Genomic DNA, 20,088 nt, shown 5'->3' with positions numbered 1-20,088 from the left:
TTAACCGCAGCCGCCTTGCGAGTCGGCCGCGCCGGGCGAGACGACATGCAGCTGACCATCGAACGATCCGCGCTCCTGAAGGCCCTGGGCCACGTGCAGAGCGTCGTCGAACGTCGAAACACCATTCCGATCCTGTCCAACGTCCTGCTGAGCGCGGGCCGCGACCGGCTGGCCTTCGCCGCCACCGATCTGGACATGGAGATGGTCGACGAGGCCGAGGCCCAGGTTCAGGTCGAGGGTCAGATCACGGCTCCCGCCCACACCCTGTACGAAATCGTGCGCAAGCTGCCGGAAGGCGCCGAGGTTTCGCTGCTCTACTCCGGCGACGATCCTCGCCTCGTCGTCTCGGCCGGCCGGTCGCGCTTCAACCTGCCGGTCCTGCCGGCGGGCGACTTCCCCGTCATGTCCACCGACAGCGCCGGCGCCTCCTATGTCCTGCCCAAGGAGGATCTGGCCCGCCTGATCGACAAGACCCGGTTCGCGGTCTCGACCGAGGAAACCCGCTACTATCTGAACGGCCTCTATCTTCACACGGTCGCCGAACAGGGCATTCCCCTGTTGCGCGCCGTCGCGACCGACGGCCACCGCCTGGCCCTGGCCGAGACCCCCGCGCCCGAGGGTGCGGCCGGCGGCCCTGGCGTCATCGTGCCGCGCAAGACGGTGGACCAGGTCCGTCGCCTGCTGGACGACGCCGGCGCACCCGTAGAGGTCACCGTCTCGGCCCAGAAAATCCGCTTCCAGATGGGCGAGGCGTCCCTGACGTCCAAGGTCATCGACGGCGCCTTCCCCGACTATCTGCGCGTCATCCCGCGCGGCAACGACAAACAGGCCGACATCGACAACGCCCTGTTCGCCAAGGCCGTCGACCGCGTCGCCACCATCTCGGCCGAGAAGAGCCGTTCGGTGAAACTGGCGTTCGACAACGACCGCGTGAAGCTGACCGTGCGCAACATGGAAGCCGGCCAGGCCGAGGAAGAGGTCGAGATCGGCTATTCCGACGAACCGTTCGAGATCGGCTTCAACGCCCGCTACCTGCTGGACGTCGCCGGCCAGATCACCGGCGAAAACGCCGCCTTCCGCTTCGCCGACCCGGCCTCCCCCACCCTGGTGCTCGATCCGGGCGATCCGGGCGTTCAGTATGTGCTGATGCCGCTGCGGGTCTAGTCAGTAGCGAGTGATTAGTGACGAGTGGCGAGCAAGATTGGGTTCGCATTGACTCGCCACGCGCCACTCGCCACTCGCCACTTGTGATCACCTCCCTCACCCTCACCGACTTCCGATCCTATGCAGGGGCGCGGCTGGAGATGACCTCCGGGCCTGTGGTGTTGCACGGGCCGAACGGGGCGGGAAAGACCAATCTGCTGGAGGCGATCAGCCTGTTGACCCCGGGCAAGGGGCTGCGGGGCGCCACCGCCGCCGAGATGGGCCGGCGCGAGCCGGGCGAGGCGACCGGGCGCGCCTGGGCCGTCATGGTCGAACTGGACGACGAGACGCGGCTGGGCACCGGGGTCCAGGCGGCGGGCGCCGCGCGGCGTATCGTTCGGATCGACGGCGAGACGGCCCAGCCCGGGCGGCTGCTCGACTATCTGCGTCCCGTCTGGGCCACGCCGGAACAGGACCGGCTGTTCTCCGACGCGCGCGCCGAGCGGTTGAAGTTCTTCGACCGGCTGGTCTTCGCCGCCGATCCCGACCACGCCGCCAGCGTCTCCGCCTATGAAAAGGCGCTGCGAGAGCGGCTGCGCCTATTGAACGACGCCCAGGACGGGCGTGAGGCCGACCCCGTCTGGCTGGACGCCCTGGAGGTTCGGTTGGGCGAGGCCGGAGCCCGCGCCGCCCTCGCCCGGGTCGCGGCCCTGCACGCGCTTCAGGCCGCCATCGACGCCCGCAGCGATCGTCCCTTCCCCCAGGCCGACCTAGGTCTGGACGGCGCCGCCGAACAGATGGCCGAAGCGGGCGCCGAGGAGGACGAGATCGCCGCCGCGATCCGCGACGGCCTGGCCAAGGCCCGCGCCCGCGACGGCGCCGCCGGCCGCTCCCTGTTCGGGCCCCACCGCACCGACCTGACCGCGCTTCACCGCGAGAAACAGCGCCCAGCCGCCGAGGGCTCTTCGGGCGAGCAGAAGGCCCTGGTCCTGAACCTGATCCTGGCCCAGATCGCGCGGCTTTCCGGTCATGCTGCGCGCCCGATCCTGCTGCTGGACGAAGCCCCCGCCCACCTCGACGAAGCGCGCCGCACCGCCCTGTTCGACGAGATCACGGCGCTGGATCTTCAGGCCTTCATGACCGGCACCGAACGCGACCTGTTCGCCGGTCTGGAAGGCCGCGCCCAGTTCGTCCGCGTGGCCGGCGGCGCGCTGGAAATCGACTAGGCTTCAATCACGGAATTCCTCGCTTTTTCGCCGGAATTTCTTATATGTTGCGGGCTTCGGCGCGGTGCGATCCCGCCGTCGATTCGAGCGCCGGGTCCGGCGCTCCATCCCCGTCCCGGTCGGGACTTCAGAGCCAATGACTTCATGACCGATCCGATTGCCGACCTGCCCGAATACGGCGCCGATTCCATCAAGGTTCTCAAAGGCCTGGACGCCGTGCGCAAGCGCCCCGGCATGTATATCGGCGACACCGACGACGGCTCGGGCCTGCACCACATGGTCTATGAGGTGGTCGACAACGCGATCGACGAGGCCCTGGCCGGCCACGCCGACCTGGTCCAGGTCATCCTGAACAGCGACGGCTCGGTCACCGTGACCGACAACGGACGCGGCATTCCCACCGACATTCACGCCGAGGAAGGCGTATCCGCCGCCGAGGTCATCATGACCCAGCTGCACGCGGGCGGTAAGTTCGACCAGAACTCCTATAAAGTCTCCGGCGGTCTGCACGGCGTGGGCGTGTCGGTGGTCAACGCCCTGTCCGACTGGCTGCAGCTCAAGATCTATCGCGACGGCAAGCAGCACGAGATGCGCTTCGAGCGCGGCGACACGGTCAAGTCGCTGGAAATCACGGGCGTCGCGCCGATCCGCGAGGACACCGGCAAGCCGCTGAGCGGGACCGAGGTCACCTTCTTCCCGTCCGTCACGACCTTCAGCCACATCGACTTCGACCTGAAGACGCTGGAACACCGCCTGCGCGAACTGGCCTTCCTGAACTCGGGCGTGGTCATCAAGCTGGCCGACCAGCGCCACGCCGAGCCGGTCGAGATGATCCTGCACTACGAGGGCGGGGTCGAAGCCTTCGTGCGCCACCTCGACAAGTCCAAGACGCCGATCTTGAAGGACGTCATCGTCATTCGCGGCAAGAAGGAAGGGATCGAACTCGACCTCGCCCTGTGGTGGAACGACAGCTACCACGAGACCATGCTGTGCTTCACCAACAACATCCCGCAGCGGGATGGAGGCACCCACCTGTCGGCCTTCCGCGCCAGCCTGACCCGCGTCATGGGCGGCTATATCGAGAGCTCGGGCGCCGGCAAGAAGGAGAAGGTTTCCGTCACCGGCGAGGACGCGCGCGAGGGTCTGACCTGCGTCCTGTCGGTCAAGGTGCCGGATCCCAAGTTCAGCTCCCAGACCAAGGACAAGCTGGTCTCCTCCGAAGTGCGTCCGGCCGTCGAAAGCCTGTGCACCGAGGGCCTGTCGACCTGGTTCGAGGAGCATCCGGTCGAGGCCAAGCAGATCGTGGCCAAGATCATCGAGGCGGCGTCGGCCCGTGAGGCCGCCCGCAAGGCCCGCGACCTGACCCGGCGCAAGTCCGCGCTGGAAATCTCGAGCCTGCCAGGCAAGCTGGCCGACTGTCAGGAACGCGATCCCGCCAAGTCCGAACTGTTCATCGTCGAGGGCGATTCCGCCGGCGGCTCGGCCAAACAGGCGCGCAACCGCGAGAACCAGGCCGTGCTGCCTCTGCGCGGCAAGATTCTGAACGTCGAGCGCGCGCGCTTTGACCGGATGCTGTCGTCGGACCTGATCGGCACGCTGATCCTGGCGCTCGGCACCGGCATCGGCCGCGACGACTTCAACGCCGACAAGCTGCGCTATCACAAGATCATCCTGATGGCCGACGCCGACGTCGACGGCGCCCACATCCGCACCCTGCTGCTGACCTTCTTCTATCGCCAGATGCCCGAGCTGATCACGCGCGGCCACGTCTACATCGCCCAGCCGCCCCTCTATAAGGTCTCCAAGGGCAAGCAGTCGCGCTACCTGAAGGATCAGGCCGAGATGGACGCCTATCTTATCGAGGAAGGCGCGTCAGAGGCCGAGCTGGACCTGTCGACGGGCGAGCGTCGCCTGGGTCTGGACCTGCAATCCCTGGTGCGCGAGGCCAAGGCCTTCAGCGCCGGCGTCGATCGCCTCAGCCAGCGCGCCCCGGCCTTTGCCATCGAACAGGCGGCGCTCGCCGGCCTGTTCGCCGACAACGCCGACATGGCGGTCGCCTCGGCCGCCGCCGCCGTGCGCCTGAACCTCTATGCCGAAGAGGGCGATGGGGAGTGGGCGGGCGCGCCGGGCGAACAGGGCGCCGTGGTCTTCAGCCGCACCCGTCGCGCGGTGCAGGAGACGATCGTGCTGGAAGAGACCCTGATCCGTTCGCTGGACGCCCGTCGTTTGGCCGAACGCGCCGGCGCCTTCGACGGCGTCTTCAGAGCCCCGGCCACCTACCGCCGCAAGGACAAGTCCACGACCATTCGCGGGCCGCTGGACCTGCTGACCGCCGTGCTCGACGCCGGCAAGAAGGGCCTGTCGATCCAGCGCTACAAGGGCCTGGGCGAGATGAACCCCGAGCAGCTTTGGGAGACGACGCTGGACGTCAACGCCCGCACCTTGCTGCAGGTCTCGGTCGAGCACGAGGAAGACGCCAACGATCTGTTCGCCAAACTGATGGGCGACGTGGTCGAACCCCGGCGCGAGTTCATCCAGGACAACGCCCTGGACGCCGCCGTCGACGTCTGACGGCGAAAGGGGCGCGGCCTACTGGCCGCGTCCGCCCGCGATGAAGGCCTGGATGGTCGGGAAGGCCGCCGTCTGGGGACGCATATCCTCGCAGGCGAAGGATTTGATTGCGCCATAGATGCCGCCGGCCGGTGTCGCTTCCCATGGCGTGTCCTCGGAATAGCGATCGGTTTCCGCCCCATCCGCGCCATAGGTCACCGTCGCGCCCGAACGCGACTGGCCGTCCGAGCACCGCACGATGACCTCTTCGGTTTCATGGCTGAGATTGGTCGCCTCGCCGCGCGCGGGCACCCGCGCCATGCGCGTCGTCGCCACGCCGTCCACCGGCGTCAGCGCATCGACATCCACCAGATAGACGGTGGCGTCGCTGCGTGAAAAAGCGGCCCAGCTTTCGGCCGCCGATGGCGATGCGATCGCCGCCGTCGCCAGGATCGCCGCCACGCCGATTGTTCTGATCATTCTCTTCCCTCCCCAGGCAAGGCGATCATTTCATACCCGCGCGCGCGAGAATTCAATCTCTCCCGAAGGCTCCGAACGCGTTTTCGATCAGGGCCGATCGCGAGACGGCAGGGCCTCGATCTCGGCGGTCGTCAGCTTCCTGGCGACGCGCACGCGGCACGGTTGAGGGCCCGTCGCCGGGCTGAGCAAGGCGGCCTGATCGCCGGGACACAGGCGGCTGGATCCGGCGACAGGTTCCAGCGCGATCGACAGGGCGCGAGTCATGTCGCGACAGAAGGGGGTCTCGATCTGGAACACCCCGGCGTCAACTGTCCGGACATAGAGGGTCTGGTCGTTCGGCGCGGTGAAGTTGCGCACCAGATTGGGCCGGAAACACTGGCCGGCGTCGGCGCGGTTGGACGTCGCCACGCCCGGCGAGGGCGCACAGGCCGACATGGCGAGGAGAGCCGCCGACGACAGAATGAGACGATGCATAGTCAACTCCTGAACAGGCCCCCACTTCATCCTGCGCGCGCGGGCGAGGACGATGCAAGGGCGTCCGCCAGCACCGAAGACCGACGGGGCGCCACGCGCGCCGCCAGATCGCACGGCAGGGGCGAGGGCTGACCCAGGATCAGGGCGGCGATATGCTCGCCCAGCAGGGGCGCGACGCAAAACCCGCGCGACCCCAGACCGCCGAGGACATAGAAGCCGTCATCGAGAGCGCCCGCCACAGGTAGGCGATCCGGTGTCGTGGCGCGGATCGCGGCGCGGCTCTGGATTGGCCCCGCCGCCGCGATGCGCTTGGCCAACGCTGGCAGGCGCGCTTCCAAGGTCGCCAGATTTCGCGCGCTGTCGTCCTCGCGCGGCGCCGTGTCGGTGTCGCATCGATCATGGGTCGCGCCGAACAGCATGCCTTGGCCCGTCGGAACCGCGTAGCCGCCCCAGGCCATGGGGTGGGCGGTCACGTCCCCGTCGATCCAGTCCGCCTGCCCCCGAACGGGCGACAGGCGCGGCGTCTGGTCGAACCCGTCCAGCAGGGCGGCCGATCTCCAGCCGGCGGCGAGAACCACCGCATCGACTTCGCCCAGCACCGCGTCGTTTTCGCCGATCAGCCGCCAGCGGCCGGCGGCGCGCTCCAGCCGTGTCACGCGCTCAGCGCGCATCTCCGCTTCCGCCAGCCAGTTCGACAGCACCGCCGCAGGGCGCAGCGCGAACGCCCCCTTCATCAGAAGACCGCCCTGCTCCGTCGCTTCGCCGGCGACGGCTGAGGCCGCCCCTTCGTCCAGCACCACCATGTCACCGTCATTCCAGATCGGCTGGCGGGCGACCTTTTCGAACCGGGCGGCGTCGCGCGGCGCCTGGGGCAGTTGCAGCACGCCGTGGCCCGTTATGGCGCCCGGGATCGCAGAATAAAGATCGCCCGCCCGCTCCAGCGCCTGGGCGTGCAAGGCGGCGATGCCCTGGTCGCCGGCGTCCAGACGCGGCGTGACCAGGGCCGCCGGAAAGCCAGAACCGCCCGCGCCCGGACGCTCGCCCTCGAACACCATCGCCCGGACGCCTTGCGCCTTCAGGGCCCGCACCACCGATGCGCCAGCGATGCCCGCGCCGATCACGGCGACGCGGGGCGGCGGCGACGGCTCGAACGCCGAGGGCAGATGGGCCTCAAGCCGCTCGCGCTTGCGGCCGTGACCGGGGCGCTTCTCGACGACGAAACCTTGCTCGGCCAGGCCCCGCCGCACGGCTCCGGCGACGGTGAAGGTGGCCAGGCGCGCGCCCGGCGCCGAGCGTTTGGCGATCAAGGCCATTACTTCGGGCGACCACATGCCCGGGTTCAGCGCCGGCGAGAAACCGTCCAGGAACCAGGCGTCCGCCGATCCCGACCACTGCTCCAGGGCCCAGGCCGCATCGCCTAGGCCCACGTCCAGCACGGCGTCGAAGCCCGGCAGATCGACCCGGTGGAAGCCCGGCGTCGCGGACGGCCAGTTTGCGATCGAGGCCTCTGTCGCCTCCGCCAGTTCGGGCCAAGCGCCCAGCGCCCGCGCCGCCTCCGCCGCCGTCAGCGGAAACCCCTCGACAGAGAAGATGTGCAGCCGCCCGCCCTCGGGCCGGGTCCGTCGCCACAGATCCAGCAGGGCGGCGATGTTCAACCCCGTGCCGAACCCCAGCTCGGCCACCGTGAAACGATCCCGCCCCCTCCAGGCGTCCGGCAGGCCGCACCCTTCCAGAAACACCGCTCGCGTCTCGGCCAGGCCGTCGTCTCGCGAGAAATAGACGTCGCCGAACCGGCCGGAGCGGGGCTCGCCCTCTTCGGTCCAGGTCAGCAGGGGCGAGGCGTCGTCGTCAGGCGTCATCGCGCGGCTCTAGCACCTTCGTCGCCGACATGAAAAAGGCCGCTCCGGTCGGAGCGGCCTCTTCGGGCTTTGGTGTCGACCCGGCCTAGTGGGCGGCCGCCGGACCGTGCGCAGGCTCGGCCGGCGCGACAGGCGCGGGCGCTGCGGCGGAGGCGTCGGCGCCCTGCATCGTCGTGGCGGCCTGGGCGGCGGTGTCTTCCTGAATGGCCTGATTGGCCGCCGCTTCGGCGTCCTTCGCAGCCTGATCCACCGTCAGGGCGGCTTCTTCGGCGCTGCCGGCGGCCTCGACCGCATCGGTGGCCGGCGCTTCGGCCTTTTCTTCCGGGGCCTTGCTGCAGGCGGCCAGGACCAGGAGCGCAGCGGATGCGGCGACGAGGGCTTTGATACGCATGAAGATGTCTCCGAAGCTTGCGAGACCGGAACGTCTCTTGGCGCGAACGATAGGGCCGCCGCGCGCGGCAGGGCAAGTTAAGATCAGGAAAGCCGGGATCAGTCGGCGGTGATGCTGTTCAACGCCTCTTCCATCTCGCTGAACGACGGCTGCGAGGAAGAGGGAATGTCGCCACGGCCGATCTCGACCGAGATCTGGGCGGCGTTGCCGTGCAGGTGGGCGACCAGCACCGACTGGATGATCTTATAGTAGGCGGCTTCCTCGTTGATGATCGCCGTCAGGCGCGCCGCGAACGGACCGACCAGACCATAGGCCAGGAACACGCCCATGAAGGTGCCGACCAAGGCGCCGCCGATCATTCCGCCCAACACCTCGGGCGGCTCGGTGATCGAACCCATGGTCTTGATGACGCCCAGCACGGCCGCGACGATGCCCAGCGCCGGCAGGCCGTCGGCCAGGTTCTGAAGCGCGTGGGCGTTTTCCAGATGCTCGTGGTGGTGCTTTTCGAGCTGCTTTTCCATCGCATCCTCGACCTGGTGCGGATCCTCCAGGTTCATCGTCATCATCCGCAGGGTGTCGCAGATGAAGTCGACGGCGAAATGGTCCTTCAGCACCTTGGGGTACTTCTGGAAGATGGTCGATTCCTTGGGCTTTTCGATGTGGCTTTCCAGCGCCACCACGCCCTTGGACTTCATCGTCTTGGTCAACTGGAACAGCAGCGACAGCAGGTCCTTATAGTCCTGCTTCTTCCACTTCGGCCCGGCGAAAGTCTTGCCCAGCCCGCCCATGGCCCCCTTGATCACCGGCATGGAGTTGGAGATCAGGAAGGCGGCGATGCCCGCTCCGCCGATCGCCATCAGCTCGTGCGGCGCGGCGTGCAGGATCACTTCGAACTTGCCGCCCGAAATGGCGTAGCTGCCGAAGACGAGGCCGAACAGCAGCACGATGCCGATGATCTGGAACATGGAGGCGAACAATCCTGACGCGAGAGGTCGGGACTATCGCCATTAATCATTAAGACGGCGTTTCGCGAACGCCGCCTTCCCAGTCGTTACAGCCGGGTTTCGCCCTTCAGAATGGCGTTGCGTCCGGCCGCCGTCAGCTTCTGATAGCCCGTCGCCCCGCCCCGCACATAGAGGGCGGCGCCGGTCTTGGACGGATCGAACCCGTCGACCACCAGATCGGCCTTGCGGTATTTGAAGGTGCCGGTCGTCTCCGCCGATTTGATCAGCCTCACAAACACCGGTTGGGCATAGGCGGGCAGTTTGGCCTCGACATGGTCGGCGAAGGCCTGGGCGTCGAACTTGCCTTCCACAACCAGGGCCGCCATGCCGGCCTTGCCGTCCTGGGCCGGCACAGGCACGCCATAGACGATGGCTTCGGTTACGCCCGGCGCGTCCATCAGCACCTGTTCGACCTCTGAGGTCGAGACGTTCTCGCCCTTCCAGCGGAAGGTGTCGCCCATCCGGTCGACGAAGTAGAAATAGCCTTCCTTGTCCTGCTTCATCAGGTCGCCGGTGCGGAACCAGCGGTCACCCTTCTTGAACACGTCGGTCAGGATCTTCTTCTGCGAGGCGGCCTTGTCGGCATAGCCCGAGAAGTCGTGGCGGATGTCGTTGCCGATCAGGCCGATGGCCTCGCCGACCTCGCCGACGCGCGCCAGGCGACACAGGCCGTCCAAGCCGCGGATCGGCTGTTCCGTCTCCACGTCGAACTCGACCAGGCGGATATTGATCTGCGACTTCAGGAAGCTCGGCACCCGACCGATCGCGCCCTGTTTGCCGTCGAAGTTGAACAGCGAGACATTGCCTTCGGTCGAGCCATAGAACTCCAGGATGTCAGGAATCTTGAACCGGCTCTGGAAGTCGGGCCAGACATCGGCGCGCAGGCCGTTGCCGAACGCCAGACGCAGCTTGTGCTTGGTCTCGTCCTCGTGCGGCGGGCAGTTGACCAGATAGCGGCACAGCTCGCCGATATAGACGAACATGGTCGCGCCCGACGAGCGCACGTCGGGCCAGAAGGTGCTGGCCGAGAACTTCTTGCGGATCACCAGCCGCGCGCCGTTCAGCAACGCCGCGCCCACCCCGACCAGGCCGCCGGTCGAGTGATACAGCGGCAGGACGTTGAAGATCCGGTCCTCGGGCGTCGAACGCGTGGCGCCGGCGAAGGCGCGCATATAGGTGCGGGCGCGCGAATGCGGGATGCGCGCCGCCTTGGGCAGACCAGTCGTGCCGGAGGTGTAGATATAAAGGGCTGTGTCGCGGTTGGTCAGGCCTTCGCGCGCCGATTTGGACGGCCGCACCGAAGACCCGCCGCGCACGGGCTTGTCCAGGCCGCGACGGTCGCTGGTCTCCAGATCTTCGGTCAGGCCCAGAACCCAGAGCGCCAAGTTGTGATCGACCAGAGGCCGCGCCTCCTCGATCTGACGCCAGCAATCCTCATCCGCGACGACGTTGAAGGCCTTGGAGATGGCCAGACAGTGGGCCAGCCCCTGCCCGTTCAGATTGGTGTTGATCAAGGCCGTGGCGATGCCGACCTTGGAGAAGCCGATCCACGCCGCCAGATACTCGATCCGGTTGGTCATCATCAGGGCGATGGTGTCGCTGCGACGCAGGCCCCGGTTCTTGGCCCAGTGGGCGAAGCGGTTGGCCATGGCGTCCAGGTCGCGATAGGTCAGGGTGCGCTGACCGTCGTCGATGGCGATGTTGTCGGCGAACTTGTCGACCGCTTCTTCGAAGTCGTCACAGAGCAGGACGTCACTGTCCAACTCGATCGGCTTGATGCGCTTCAACAGACGGAACAGGCCGCGCGCGAACCGGACATCCCTGCGGATATTGGCTACAAAACCCATGCGCGCCGTACTCCGGTCAATGCGTGTTCCACCCGGTCCGGTGATGGACGAAGGCGGCCGGTCGGGTCAACCGTAGGGTCCGCAATCCTTCGCGAACCTGACGAATTGCCGTCCGGCCGTGATCCATTTGTTCGGTTGACGCGGCGGAAATCCAGAGCGCCGCCCTGCTTTTTATTGCCGCATTGACGGCAAATGCGGCGAACACGCGCACGGTCTTCGCCCCATTCCGGGCGGAAACGGTGTTTCTTCGGGGCTTTTGTACCTTACGCGGAACGGCGTTGCGGGACGGCGGGTTGGTTGATCGACGTTATGGAGGACAGAAACAATGTCTATGACCTATGCCAACGCCAATACCGAAGCCCGCGCTGAGGACACGACCTTCGTTCCACGCTACGCCCGCACGACCAAGTCCAAGAAGTCGGTGAAGACCTGGATGATCCTGGCCCCGATCGGCGCGGTGGTGCTGCTGGGCAGCGGCGTCGCCATGATCATGGGCGGCGAACAGGCTGCCCCGGCCCAGTCCGCCGAGACCGCCGCACCGGCCATGCAGACCGCGCCCGCCGCGATGACGGCCACCCAGGCGCCGGTCACGCCCGCCCCGGTCGAAGTCGCGCCCACGCCGGCTGCGGCTCCGACGCCGGCTGCTGCCCCTGCGCCGGTCGCTCGCCGCGCCGAACCCGTGGCCCGTCGCGCTGCGCCCGCCGTCGAACGACCCGCTGCTGTTCGTGTTGAGACGCCGGCTACGCCTGCGGGTCCGCAACCCTACGCCGCGCCGGCGGCTTCGACGTCGAGCACCAGCCAGTTGAACACCGCGCCCGCAGCCTCAACTCCGTCTCCGGTCGTGACCACGCCCGCCGCTCCGGCGATCACGGTCCAGCCGCTGAACTGATCTCAGCGGAAGAATGGAAAGCCCCGGTTTCAGCCGGGGCTTTTTTTCATGATCGAGGTTCAGGCGCCGCTGACGCGCCAGATGACATTGCCCACGTCGTCGGCGACCAGCAGCGCGCCTTGCCGGTCGATCTGCACCCCGACGGGCCGGCCCTGTGCCTGACCCCGGGCGTTCAGAAATCCGGTCAGAACATCCTGCGGCGGCCCGGCGGGACGCCCATCGACGAACGGCACGAAGATCACCTTGTAGCCGCTGCGCACGCTGCGATTCCACGACCCGTGCTGGCCGACGAAAACGCCCGAGCGCAAGGCTGGCGGCAACAGGCTCGCGCCCTGTCCGAACGTCAGGCCCAGCGACGCCGTATGCGCGCCCAGGGCGTAATCCGGCCGGATCGCGCGCGCGACCATCGCCGGATTGGCGGGCGGACGCCTATCGACCGTCTGACCGTAATAGCTCCACGGCCAGCCGTAGAAGGCGCCCGGCGTCACCGAGGTCATATAGTCGGGCACCAGATCGTCGCCGATTTCATCACGCTCGTTGACCGCCACCCACAGCTGGCCGGTCTGCGGGTTCCAGTCCATGCCGACCGGATTGCGCAGGCCCGAGGCATAGACCCGCCGCGCGCCCGTCGCCGGATCAATCTCCAGGATGGCGGCGCGATCGACTTCCTCATCCAGGCCGTTTTCGCCGACGTTAGAGTTCGATCCGACCCCGACATAAAGCCGCCGGCCGTCCGGGCTGGCGACAAGGCTCTTGGTCCAGTGGTGATTGCGGCCGGCTGGCAGGTCTGTGATCTTTGTCGCCGCCGCGTCGATCCGGGTCTGGCCGCTCCGATACGGAAAGGCCACCACCGCATCGGCGTTGGCGACGTACAGCCGATCGCCGACCAGCGCCATGCCGAACGGCGAGTTCAGTCCTGTCAGGAAATCGCTCCTGGTCTCCGCTGCGCCGTCGCCGTCCGCATCCCGCAGCAGGACGATCTTGTTGGGGCTTGGGACGCCGGCGCCGGCCTTGGCCATGACCTTGCCCATCACCCAGCCCCGCAGACCGCCCTTCTTGTCTTCGGGCTTGGGCGGTGCATTCGACTCCGCGACCAAAATATCGCCGTTGGGCAGGCGATAGAGCCAGCGCGGGTGATCCAGGCCTGTCGCGAACGCCTGTACGCGCAATCCCGCCGCCGCGACCGGCGTCGCGCCTTCGGGCCAGCTCGACGCCGGGGCGATGTTGACGGTGGGCAGCAAGCCCTGACGCGGCGCCGGCAGTTGCGGGTCCGGACCAAACCCCGCCGCGACGGGCAAGGCTGTCCCGCCCGCGCAGGCCCCCAGACCGATCACTGTCGCGAGCAGTGTCGAGGCGAACAGGACCGTCCGGGAAGAGCGCATGGCCTTTGATCCTTACCGCGCCGGTTGGGCCGGGAACTCCAGACGACTGACGTCGTATCCGAGGGCCCGCGCCCGTTCGGTCAAGGCGCGCACCTGCTGCTCGCTGGGCAGTTCACGCGTGTAGATGAACAGGCGATTGAAGGTCGGATCGGCCGAGATGAACCAGCTGTAGTCGTCCGCCCGATCCAGCACCCAATAGTCCCAGGTCACGAAACCGGCCAGATATCTCACCCTGAGTTTTGCGTTCGTGCCCGGATCAAGGATTTCGCCCCGTCCGCCGATGGCCTTTTCCTTGCCGTCCGGCGTGCCGACCTGGCAGGTGTCGCGCACATCGACCCGCGTGCCCTCGACCGGCGTATAGATCGACGCGCCGGCGACGCAGCCGTCGGTCAGCCGATCCGGCAGGCGGGCGATCTCGTGCCAGCGCCCGGACCACAGACGCTGCACGTCCACCGGCTTGGCCGGCTGCGGCGCGCGATATTCGGATGGGGACGGCGCGGTCACGCAGCCAGCCAGCGCGATCGCGGCGGCGGCGGATGCGGCGAGGGATTTCAGGCTGGACATGGGCGTTTCCGTTTTGATGCCATAAGCCGCTTTCCGCGACCCTGGTTCCTCTACGTCACAACGCTGTTCTTGGACCTCTTGCCCGTCAGGTCGGAAATCTCACAGGACGTGGCAGTATCAATCGCTTGTCTTACGTCGCACATTGGCGTTGTCACCTCCGCTCGACGGAGACCCTCGGTGGATACTGCCATTCTGACTGCGAACCCAACCCTGTCCGCGCCGCGCCTGACGCACCTTCAGCGCCTGGAGGCCGAGAGCATCCACATCCTGCGCGAGGTGGCGGCCGAGGCCGAGCGCCCGGTCATGCTCTATTCGATCGGCAAGGATTCAGCCGTCATGCTGCATCTGGCGAAGAAGGCCTTCTATCCGTCCAGGCCGCCCTTTCCGCTGCTGCACGTCGACACGACGTGGAAGTTCCGCGCCATGTACGCCATGCGGGAACAGGCGGCCGCCGATCTGGGCGTCGAACTGCTGGTCCACCAGAACCCCGACGCCCTCGCACGCGGCATCAACCCGTTCGATCACGGCTCGGCCCTGCACACGGACTTGTGGAAGACCGAAGGTCTGAAACAGGCCCTGAACCATTACGGTTTCGACGCGGCCTTCGGCGGCGCCCGCCGCGACGAGGAGAAGTCGCGCGCCAAGGAACGCATCTTCTCCTTCCGCACCGCCGAACACCGCTGGGACCCCAAGAACCAGCGCCCCGAACTCTGGCGGCTCTACAACACGCGCAAAAAGCCCGGTGAGAGCATCCGCGTCTTCCCGATCTCAAACTGGACCGAGTTGGACGTCTGGCAATACATCCACCTGGAACGGATCCCCATCGTGCCGCTCTATCTGGCCGCCGAACGGCCGGTGGTGGAGCGCGACGGTGCCCTGATCATGGTCGATGATGACCGGTTCCGGCTGCGCCCCGGCGAGACGCCGCAGATGAAGTCCGTCCGTTTCCGCACCCTGGGCTGCTACCCTTTGACCGGGTCGGTCGAGAGCACGGCCGCGACCCTGCCCGAGGTCATTCAGGAAATGCTTCTGACCACCACCTCGGAGCGGCAAGGCCGGATGATCGACCACGACCAGTCCGCCTCGATGGAGAAGAAGAAGCAGGAGGGCTATTTCTGATGGCCCACCAATCGGATCTGATCGCGCGCGACATCGACGCCTATCTGGACGCCCACCAGCACAAGAGCCTGCTGCGCGTCATCACCTGCGGCAGCGTGGACGACGGCAAGTCCACCCTGATCGGGCGGCTGCTCTACGATTCCAAGATGATCTTCGAGGATCAGATGGCGGCGCTGGAAGCGGACAGTCGCCGCGTCGGCACCCAGGGTGGCGACATCGACTTCGCTCTTCTGGTCGACGGCCTGGCCGCCGAGCGGGAACAAGGCATCACCATCGACGTCGCCTATCGCTTCTTCTCGACCGAGAAGCGGAAGTTCATCGTCGCCGATACGCCGGGCCACGAACAGTACACCCGCAACATGGTCACCGGCGCCTCGACCGCCGACGCCGCCGTCATCCTGATCGACGCCCGGCGCGGGGTGCTGACCCAGACCCGCCGCCACGCCTATCTCGTCAGCCTGCTGGGGATCCGCCACGTCATCCTGGCGGTGAACAAGATGGACCTGATGGGCTGGTCCCAGTCCGTCTTCGACGCCATCGTCGCCGACTTCTCCGCCTTCGCCGACCAGATCGGGCTTCAGGCCTTCGACGCCATCCCGATGTCGGCCCTGCGCGGCGACAACATCACCGAACCCAGCGCCCACTCGCCCTGGTACGCCGGCCCGCCGCTGATGCACCTCTTGGAAACGTTGGAGGTCGGCGACGCTCTTCAGGCCGATCCGTTCCACCTGCCGGTGCAGTGGGTCAACCGGCCCAATCTCGACTTCCGCGGCTTCTCCGGCCAGATCGCCGCCGGGACCGTGCGCCCCGGCGATCCGGTACGCGTCCTGCCGTCCGGCAAGACTTCGACCGTCGCCCGCATCGTCACCGCCGACGGCGACTTGAGCTTGGCCGTCGCTGGTCAGTCGATCACCCTGACCTTGGACGACGAGATCGACGTCTCGCGCGGCGACGTGCTGGCCTCCGCCGACGCGCCGCCCGAGGCAGCCGACCAGTTCGAGGCCACCGTGGTCTGGATGGACGACGAGCCCCTGCTGCCGGGTCGCCCTTACCTGCTCAAGATCGGCGCAAAGCTGGTGGGCGCCACCATCACCGAGCCCAAGCACAAGGTGAACGTCAATACTCTGGAGCAACAACCGGCCAAGCGGCTGGAACTGAATGAAATCGGCGTCTGCAAACTGTCGCTGGACGCCCCCGTCGCCTTCGCTTCCTATGCCGAGAATAAGGACCTGGGCGGCTTCATCCTGATCGACCGGATCTCAAACCGCACGGTCGGGGCGGGTTTGCTGCACTTCGCCCTGCGTCGCGCCCACAACATCCATTGGCAGGCTCTGTCGGTCGACAAGGACGCTCGGGCAGCCATCAAGAACCAGATGGGCCGCGTCATTTGGCTGACCGGCCTGTCAGGCGCCGGCAAATCGACCATCGCCGATCTGGTGGAAAAGCGGCTGCACGCCGACGGTCGCCACACCTATCTGCTGGACGGCGACAACGTCCGCCACGGCCTGAACCGCGACCTGGGCTTCACCGAGGAGGACCGGGTTGAAAACATCCGCCGCGTCGCCGAGGTGTCGAAACTGATGGTGGACGCGGGCCTGATCGTCTTGGTCAGCTTCATCTCGCCCTTCCGCGCCGAACGCCGCCTGGCCCGTGACCTGCTGGGCGAGGGCGAGTTTGTCGAGGTCCATGTCGATACGCCCTTGGCGGTGGCCGAAGCACGCGACGTCAAGGGCCTGTACAAGAAGGCCCGCGCGGGAGAACTCAAGAACTTCACCGGCATCGACAGCCCCTACGAAGCCCCCGAGACGCCCGAGATCGTCGTGGACACCACCACCATGTCGCCCGAGGACGCCGCCGAGCGTATCGTCGCCTGGCTGGATGGGCGCTTCTCGACCGAGGACTTCGCCATCTAGGTTCGGAACCTTGACCGTTCGTCGGACGCTCTAGGAACTGATGACCAATCCGATCCAGAAGCTGGGCCTCGACACCATCGAGCAGTCGCAGATCGCCCGCATCGCCGGGATCAATCTGACGCTGGGCGGTCTGGTCAGCGCGGGCGTGATCCTGCTGATCGCCTTCGCGGCCCATTGGCTGGTGACGCGGTCGCTGCGCCGGGTGCGCGAACGCTCGGACCGCAGCCGTCAGGCGATCTATCTGCTGGAGCGTCTGGCCGGCTACGGCATCATCGTCGTGGGGGTCATGTCAGCCCTGTCGGCGGCGGGGCTGAACCTGTCGTCTCTGACGGTCTTCGCCGGCGCGCTGGGCATCGGTGTCGGCCTGGGGCTTCAGGGGGTGGTCAAGGAGTTCGTTTCAGGCCTGTTCCTGATCTTCGACCGGATGGTGTCGGTCGGCGACTATATCGAGATCGAGGACATCGGCATTCGCGGCGCCATCATGGAGATCGGCCCGCGCGCCACCCGCGTCCGCACCAACGACAACGTCAATGTCCTGGTGGCCAACTCGCGCTTCATCGAACAGCCCGTCACCAACTGGACGATGAAGGGCGACACCCGCCGCATCCATGTCCCCTTCACCGTCGCCTATGGTTCGGACCGGGGACAGGTGCGCGACGCGGTTCTGGCCGCCGCCCGCGCCAGCCCCTTCACCCTGCCCGAGACGGAGGCCCGCAAGAGCCAGGTCTGGCTGGTGGCCTTCGGCGATCGGGGTCTGTCGTTCGAACTGGTGGTCTGGCCGACGCGCGACGCCGTCAAACGCCCGGCGGCCATGCACGCGGCCTACACTTGGCTGATCGCCGACGCCCTGGACGCAGCAGGCGTCGAGGTGCCGGTGCCCCAGACCGATCTTCGCCTGCGCACCGCCTTCGGCTTGGACGGCGAGGAGGCTTTGAAGCGCCTCGGCTACGGCGCCGGCTCACCGCCGCGACCGACCGGGCCGCAAAGTCCCGCCCGAACCGCCAACGACGCCGCCGACGACGTCATGGCCAACGATGAAGCGGAGATGCCGGAACCGCTCGCTCCGCCCAGGGCCCGTCAGACGGACTGAGCCGCCTTGGCCTTCAACCGCCAGGCATGCAGCAACGGCTCGGTATAGCCGTTCGGCTGATCGACGCCTTCGAACACCAGCGCCCGCGCCGCCTGATAGGCCAGACTGTTCTCCGGGTCCGCCGCCATCGGCCGATACAGCGGATCGCCCGCATTCTGACCATCGACCTTGGCCGCCATGCGCTGGAAGGCCGCCTCGACCTGATCGGCCGTACAGACCCCGTGCAGCAGCCAGTTGGCGATATGCTGCGAACTGATCCGCAGCGTCGCCCGGTCCTCCATCAGGCCGATGTCGTGGATGTCCGGCACCTTGGAACACCCCACCCCCTGATCGATCCAGCGCACGACATAGCCAAGTATGCCCTGGGCGTTGTTGTCCAGCTCGGCCGCCACCTCCTCCTCGGACCAGTTGGCGCCGTTCGCCAGCGGCGGGGTCAGCAAGGCCTCCAGCCCCGGCGTCTCGCGCCCGGCCACCTCCTTCTGGACCGCGAACACATCGACCGCATGATAGTGCAGCGCGTGCAGGGTCGCCGCCGTCGGCGAGGGGGTCCAGGCGGTGTTCGCGCCGGTCTTCGGATGGCCGATCTTCTGCTCCAGCATGTCCGCCATCCGGTCCGGCGCCGCCCACATCCCCTTGCCGATCTGGGCCTTGCCCGACAGGCCGCATTTCAGGCCGATGGCGACGTTTCTCGCCTCATAGGCCGCGATCCAGGCGCTGGACTTGATGTCGGCCTTTCGCACCACCGGCCCGGCCTGCATGGCCGTGTGAATCTCGTCGCCTGTGCGGTCCAGGAAGCCGGTGTTGATGAAGACGATCCGGTCCTTCACCGCCTGAATGCAGGCCGCCAGATTGGCTGACGTCCGCCGTTCTTCGTCCATCACCCCGACCTTGATCGCATGGCGCGGCAGGGCCAGCAGGTCCTCGACTGCATCGAACAGACGGTCCGTGAAGGCGGCTTCGTCCGGCCCGTGCATCTTGGGTTTCACGATATAGACCGAGCCGGTCGCGCTGTTGCCGAACCCGCCTAGCCCCTTGATGTCATACAGTGCGATCAGGCTGGTCACGATCGCGTCCATGATCCCCTCGGGCGCCTCCGACCCGTCCGCCAGACGAATGGCCGGGGTCGTCATCAGATGCCCGACATTGCGCACGAACAGCAGGCTGCGCCCCTTCAGGATCACCGAGGACCCGTCCGGCGTGGTCCACTGGCGATCCGGCTCTAGAGCGCGGGTCAGGGTCTCGCCGCCCTTCTTGAACGTCGCCGACAGGTCGCCGCGCATCAGACCCAGCCAGTTGCGATAGGCCTCGGCCTTGTCGGCCGCATCGACGGCCGCCACGGAATCCTCCAAATCGACGATGGTCGACAGGGCCGATTCGAGCACCACGTCCGCCAGCCCCGCCGCATCGGTGCGCCCCACCGAATGGCTGCGGTCGATCACCAGTTCAATGTGCAGACCGTTGTTGACCAGCAGGATCGAGGCGGGCGCGCTGGCCTCGCCCGTAAAGCCGACGAACTGTCCCGCATCCTTCAGCGCAGGCGACAACGCGCCGTCGATCACCGACCAGCCGGCGACATCCGTATGCGATCCCTCCGCCAGCGGCGCCGCCTCGTCCAGAAAGGCCTTGGCCCGCGCCACAACCCGCGCGCCGCGCGCCGCGTCATAGCCGCCGCCGGCCGGCAAGTCGCCCAAAGCATCCGTGCCGTAAAGCGCGTCATAAAGGCTGCCCCACCGCGCATTGGCGGCGTTCAGCAGAAAGCGGGCGTTCAGCACCGGCACGACCAGCTGCGGCCCGGCCATGCGCGCGATCTCGGCGTCCACGCCTTCAGTCCCGATCGTGAACGGCGCCGGCTCCTCGACCAGATAGCCGATCTCTTTCATAAACGCCTGCGACGCCGCCACATCATAGGGCTGGCCCCGCCGCGCCCGATGCCAGTCGTCGATCTGCGCCTGCAAGGCGTCGCGTCGTTCCAGCAGCGCCCGGTTCTCGGGCGCGAACCGCTCGAAGATCGCCGCCGCTCCGCTCCAGAAGGCCGTCGCATCAAGCCCCAGCCCCGGCAGCACGTCCTGCTCGATCAGGGCGATCAATTCGCCCGCGACCTTCAGCCCGGCGCGATCTTCATGGGTCGTCATGACGGCCTCTCTCCGGCGCGACGCC

The 20,088-nt window shown here is 67.2% G+C and carries 16 protein-coding genes; 7 read left to right on the top strand and 9 right to left on the bottom strand.

Features of this window, described 5'->3' with window-relative positions; genetic code table 11:
- Nucleotides 1-45: 45 nt before the first annotated feature.
- From dnaN to gyrB, 3 genes are all read left to right on the top strand, one after another.
- Nucleotides 46-1,164 (top strand): DNA polymerase III subunit beta, encoded by a 1,119-nt coding sequence (dnaN, locus tag HF680_RS06180; RefSeq protein ID WP_045811537.1) that lies wholly within the window; start codon nt 46-48, stop codon nt 1,162-1,164.
- An 83-nt stretch (nt 1,165-1,247) separates the two neighbouring features.
- The gene (recF, locus tag HF680_RS06175; RefSeq protein ID WP_185224443.1) at nt 1,248-2,369 is read left to right on the top strand and encodes a DNA replication/repair protein RecF; all 1,122 of its coding nucleotides are present in this window, start codon (nt 1,248-1,250) and stop codon (nt 2,367-2,369) included.
- Between the two features lie 144 nt (nt 2,370-2,513).
- The gene (gene gyrB / locus HF680_RS06170) at nt 2,514-4,940 is read left to right on the top strand and encodes a DNA topoisomerase (ATP-hydrolyzing) subunit B (RefSeq protein ID WP_185224442.1); all 2,427 of its coding nucleotides are present in this window, start codon (nt 2,514-2,516) and stop codon (nt 4,938-4,940) included.
- 18 nt (nt 4,941-4,958) lie between these two features.
- On the opposite strand, the gene HF680_RS06165 is transcribed toward gyrB, so the two are convergent.
- From HF680_RS06165 to HF680_RS06140, 6 genes are all read right to left on the bottom strand, one after another.
- Nucleotides 4,959-5,399, bottom strand: coding sequence for a hypothetical protein (locus tag HF680_RS06165; protein ID WP_185224441.1), 441 nt, complete (start codon nt 5,397-5,399; stop codon nt 4,959-4,961).
- A gap of 87 nt (nt 5,400-5,486) precedes the next feature.
- Nucleotides 5,487-5,873 carry a DUF6491 family protein gene (locus tag HF680_RS06160; RefSeq protein ID WP_185224440.1) on the bottom strand — a complete coding sequence of 129 codons (387 nt, stop codon included), beginning with the start codon at nt 5,871-5,873 and terminating at the stop codon, nt 5,487-5,489.
- Nucleotides 5,874-5,899: 26 nt separating this feature from the next.
- Nucleotides 5,900-7,732, bottom strand: coding sequence for an FAD-dependent 5-carboxymethylaminomethyl-2-thiouridine(34) oxidoreductase MnmC (mnmC, locus tag HF680_RS06155; RefSeq protein ID WP_185224439.1), 1,833 nt, complete (start codon nt 7,730-7,732; stop codon nt 5,900-5,902).
- Nucleotides 7,733-7,817: 85 nt separating this feature from the next.
- On the bottom strand, nt 7,818-8,123 hold the full coding sequence (locus HF680_RS06150; protein WP_045811531.1) for a hypothetical protein: 306 nt from the start codon (nt 8,121-8,123) through the stop codon (nt 7,818-7,820).
- A 98-nt stretch (nt 8,124-8,221) separates the two neighbouring features.
- Nucleotides 8,222-9,088, bottom strand: a complete 867-nt coding sequence (motA, locus tag HF680_RS06145; RefSeq protein ID WP_039246359.1) for a flagellar motor stator protein MotA — start codon at nt 9,086-9,088, stop codon at nt 8,222-8,224.
- A gap of 86 nt (nt 9,089-9,174) precedes the next feature.
- On the bottom strand, nt 9,175-10,974 hold the full coding sequence (locus tag HF680_RS06140) for a long-chain-acyl-CoA synthetase (RefSeq protein ID WP_045811530.1): 1,800 nt from the start codon (nt 10,972-10,974) through the stop codon (nt 9,175-9,177).
- Nucleotides 10,975-11,299: 325 nt separating this feature from the next.
- Here HF680_RS06140 and HF680_RS06135 point away from each other — a divergent pair, with 325 nt between their 5' ends.
- Nucleotides 11,300-11,863, top strand: a complete 564-nt coding sequence (locus tag HF680_RS06135; RefSeq protein WP_185224438.1) for a hypothetical protein — start codon at nt 11,300-11,302, stop codon at nt 11,861-11,863.
- A 59-nt stretch (nt 11,864-11,922) separates the two neighbouring features.
- On the opposite strand, the gene HF680_RS06130 is transcribed toward HF680_RS06135, so the two are convergent.
- The gene (locus HF680_RS06130; RefSeq protein ID WP_185224437.1) at nt 11,923-13,245 is read right to left on the bottom strand and encodes a PQQ-dependent sugar dehydrogenase; all 1,323 of its coding nucleotides are present in this window, start codon (nt 13,243-13,245) and stop codon (nt 11,923-11,925) included.
- Nucleotides 13,246-13,257: 12 nt separating this feature from the next.
- Nucleotides 13,258-13,809, bottom strand: a complete 552-nt coding sequence (locus HF680_RS06125) for a lipocalin family protein (protein ID WP_185224436.1) — start codon at nt 13,807-13,809, stop codon at nt 13,258-13,260.
- A 177-nt stretch (nt 13,810-13,986) separates the two neighbouring features.
- Between HF680_RS06125 and cysD the strand changes: the two genes are divergently transcribed.
- Genes cysD through HF680_RS06110 form a run of 3 tightly spaced genes read left to right on the top strand, consistent with a single transcriptional unit; the run spans nt 13,987 to nt 17,931 of the window.
- A complete protein-coding gene (gene cysD / locus HF680_RS06120; RefSeq protein WP_185224435.1) occupies nt 13,987-14,928 on the top strand; it encodes a sulfate adenylyltransferase subunit CysD in 942 nt (313 codons plus the stop codon).
- A complete protein-coding gene (cysN, locus tag HF680_RS06115; protein WP_185224434.1) occupies nt 14,928-16,841 on the top strand; it encodes a sulfate adenylyltransferase subunit CysN in 1,914 nt (637 codons plus the stop codon). The genes cysD and cysN overlap by 1 nt, the downstream gene beginning before the upstream one ends.
- 40 nt (nt 16,842-16,881) lie before the next feature.
- Nucleotides 16,882-17,931: a mechanosensitive ion channel family protein gene (locus HF680_RS06110; RefSeq protein ID WP_185224433.1), complete on the top strand. Its 1,050-nt coding sequence runs from the start codon at nt 16,882-16,884 to the stop codon at nt 17,929-17,931.
- Here HF680_RS06110 and HF680_RS06105 read toward each other — a convergent pair.
- Nucleotides 17,919-20,063: a malate synthase G gene (locus HF680_RS06105; RefSeq protein WP_185224432.1), complete on the bottom strand. Its 2,145-nt coding sequence runs from the start codon at nt 20,061-20,063 to the stop codon at nt 17,919-17,921. The two genes, HF680_RS06110 and HF680_RS06105, sit on opposite strands and share 13 nt — an antisense overlap.
- Between the last annotated feature and the right edge of the window lie 25 nt (nt 20,064-20,088).

This window comes from Brevundimonas huaxiensis, assembly GCF_014218725.1.
In the GTDB taxonomy this organism is placed as follows: domain Bacteria; phylum Pseudomonadota; class Alphaproteobacteria; order Caulobacterales; family Caulobacteraceae; genus Brevundimonas; species Brevundimonas huaxiensis.
Note: the sequence above shows the minus strand (reverse complement) of the source record. Positions and strands in the feature narration are given on the sequence as shown.

Coding starts and splice junctions, on each gene's coding strand:
- dnaN (WP_045811537.1), top strand. CDS start 46: ATGCAGCTGACCATCGAACGATCCGCGCTCCTGAAGGCCCTGGGCCAC.
- gyrB (WP_185224442.1), top strand. CDS start 2,514: ATGACCGATCCGATTGCCGACCTGCCCGAATACGGCGCCGATTCCATC.
- HF680_RS06165 (WP_185224441.1), bottom strand. CDS start 5,399: ATGATCAGAACAATCGGCGTGGCGGCGATCCTGGCGACGGCGGCGATC.
- HF680_RS06160 (WP_185224440.1), bottom strand. CDS start 5,873: ATGCATCGTCTCATTCTGTCGTCGGCGGCTCTCCTCGCCATGTCGGCC.
- mnmC (WP_185224439.1), bottom strand. CDS start 7,732: ATGACGCCTGACGACGACGCCTCGCCCCTGCTGACCTGGACCGAAGAG.
- HF680_RS06150 (WP_045811531.1), bottom strand. CDS start 8,123: ATGCGTATCAAAGCCCTCGTCGCCGCATCCGCTGCGCTCCTGGTCCTG.
- motA (WP_039246359.1), bottom strand. CDS start 9,088: ATGTTCCAGATCATCGGCATCGTGCTGCTGTTCGGCCTCGTCTTCGGC.
- HF680_RS06140 (WP_045811530.1), bottom strand. CDS start 10,974: ATGGGTTTTGTAGCCAATATCCGCAGGGATGTCCGGTTCGCGCGCGGC.
- HF680_RS06135 (WP_185224438.1), top strand. CDS start 11,300: ATGTCTATGACCTATGCCAACGCCAATACCGAAGCCCGCGCTGAGGAC.
- HF680_RS06130 (WP_185224437.1), bottom strand. CDS start 13,245: ATGCGCTCTTCCCGGACGGTCCTGTTCGCCTCGACACTGCTCGCGACA.
- HF680_RS06125 (WP_185224436.1), bottom strand. CDS start 13,809: ATGTCCAGCCTGAAATCCCTCGCCGCATCCGCCGCCGCCGCGATCGCG.
- cysN (WP_185224434.1), top strand. CDS start 14,928: ATGGCCCACCAATCGGATCTGATCGCGCGCGACATCGACGCCTATCTG.
- HF680_RS06110 (WP_185224433.1), top strand. CDS start 16,882: ATGACCAATCCGATCCAGAAGCTGGGCCTCGACACCATCGAGCAGTCG.
- HF680_RS06105 (WP_185224432.1), bottom strand. CDS start 20,063: ATGACGACCCATGAAGATCGCGCCGGGCTGAAGGTCGCGGGCGAATTG.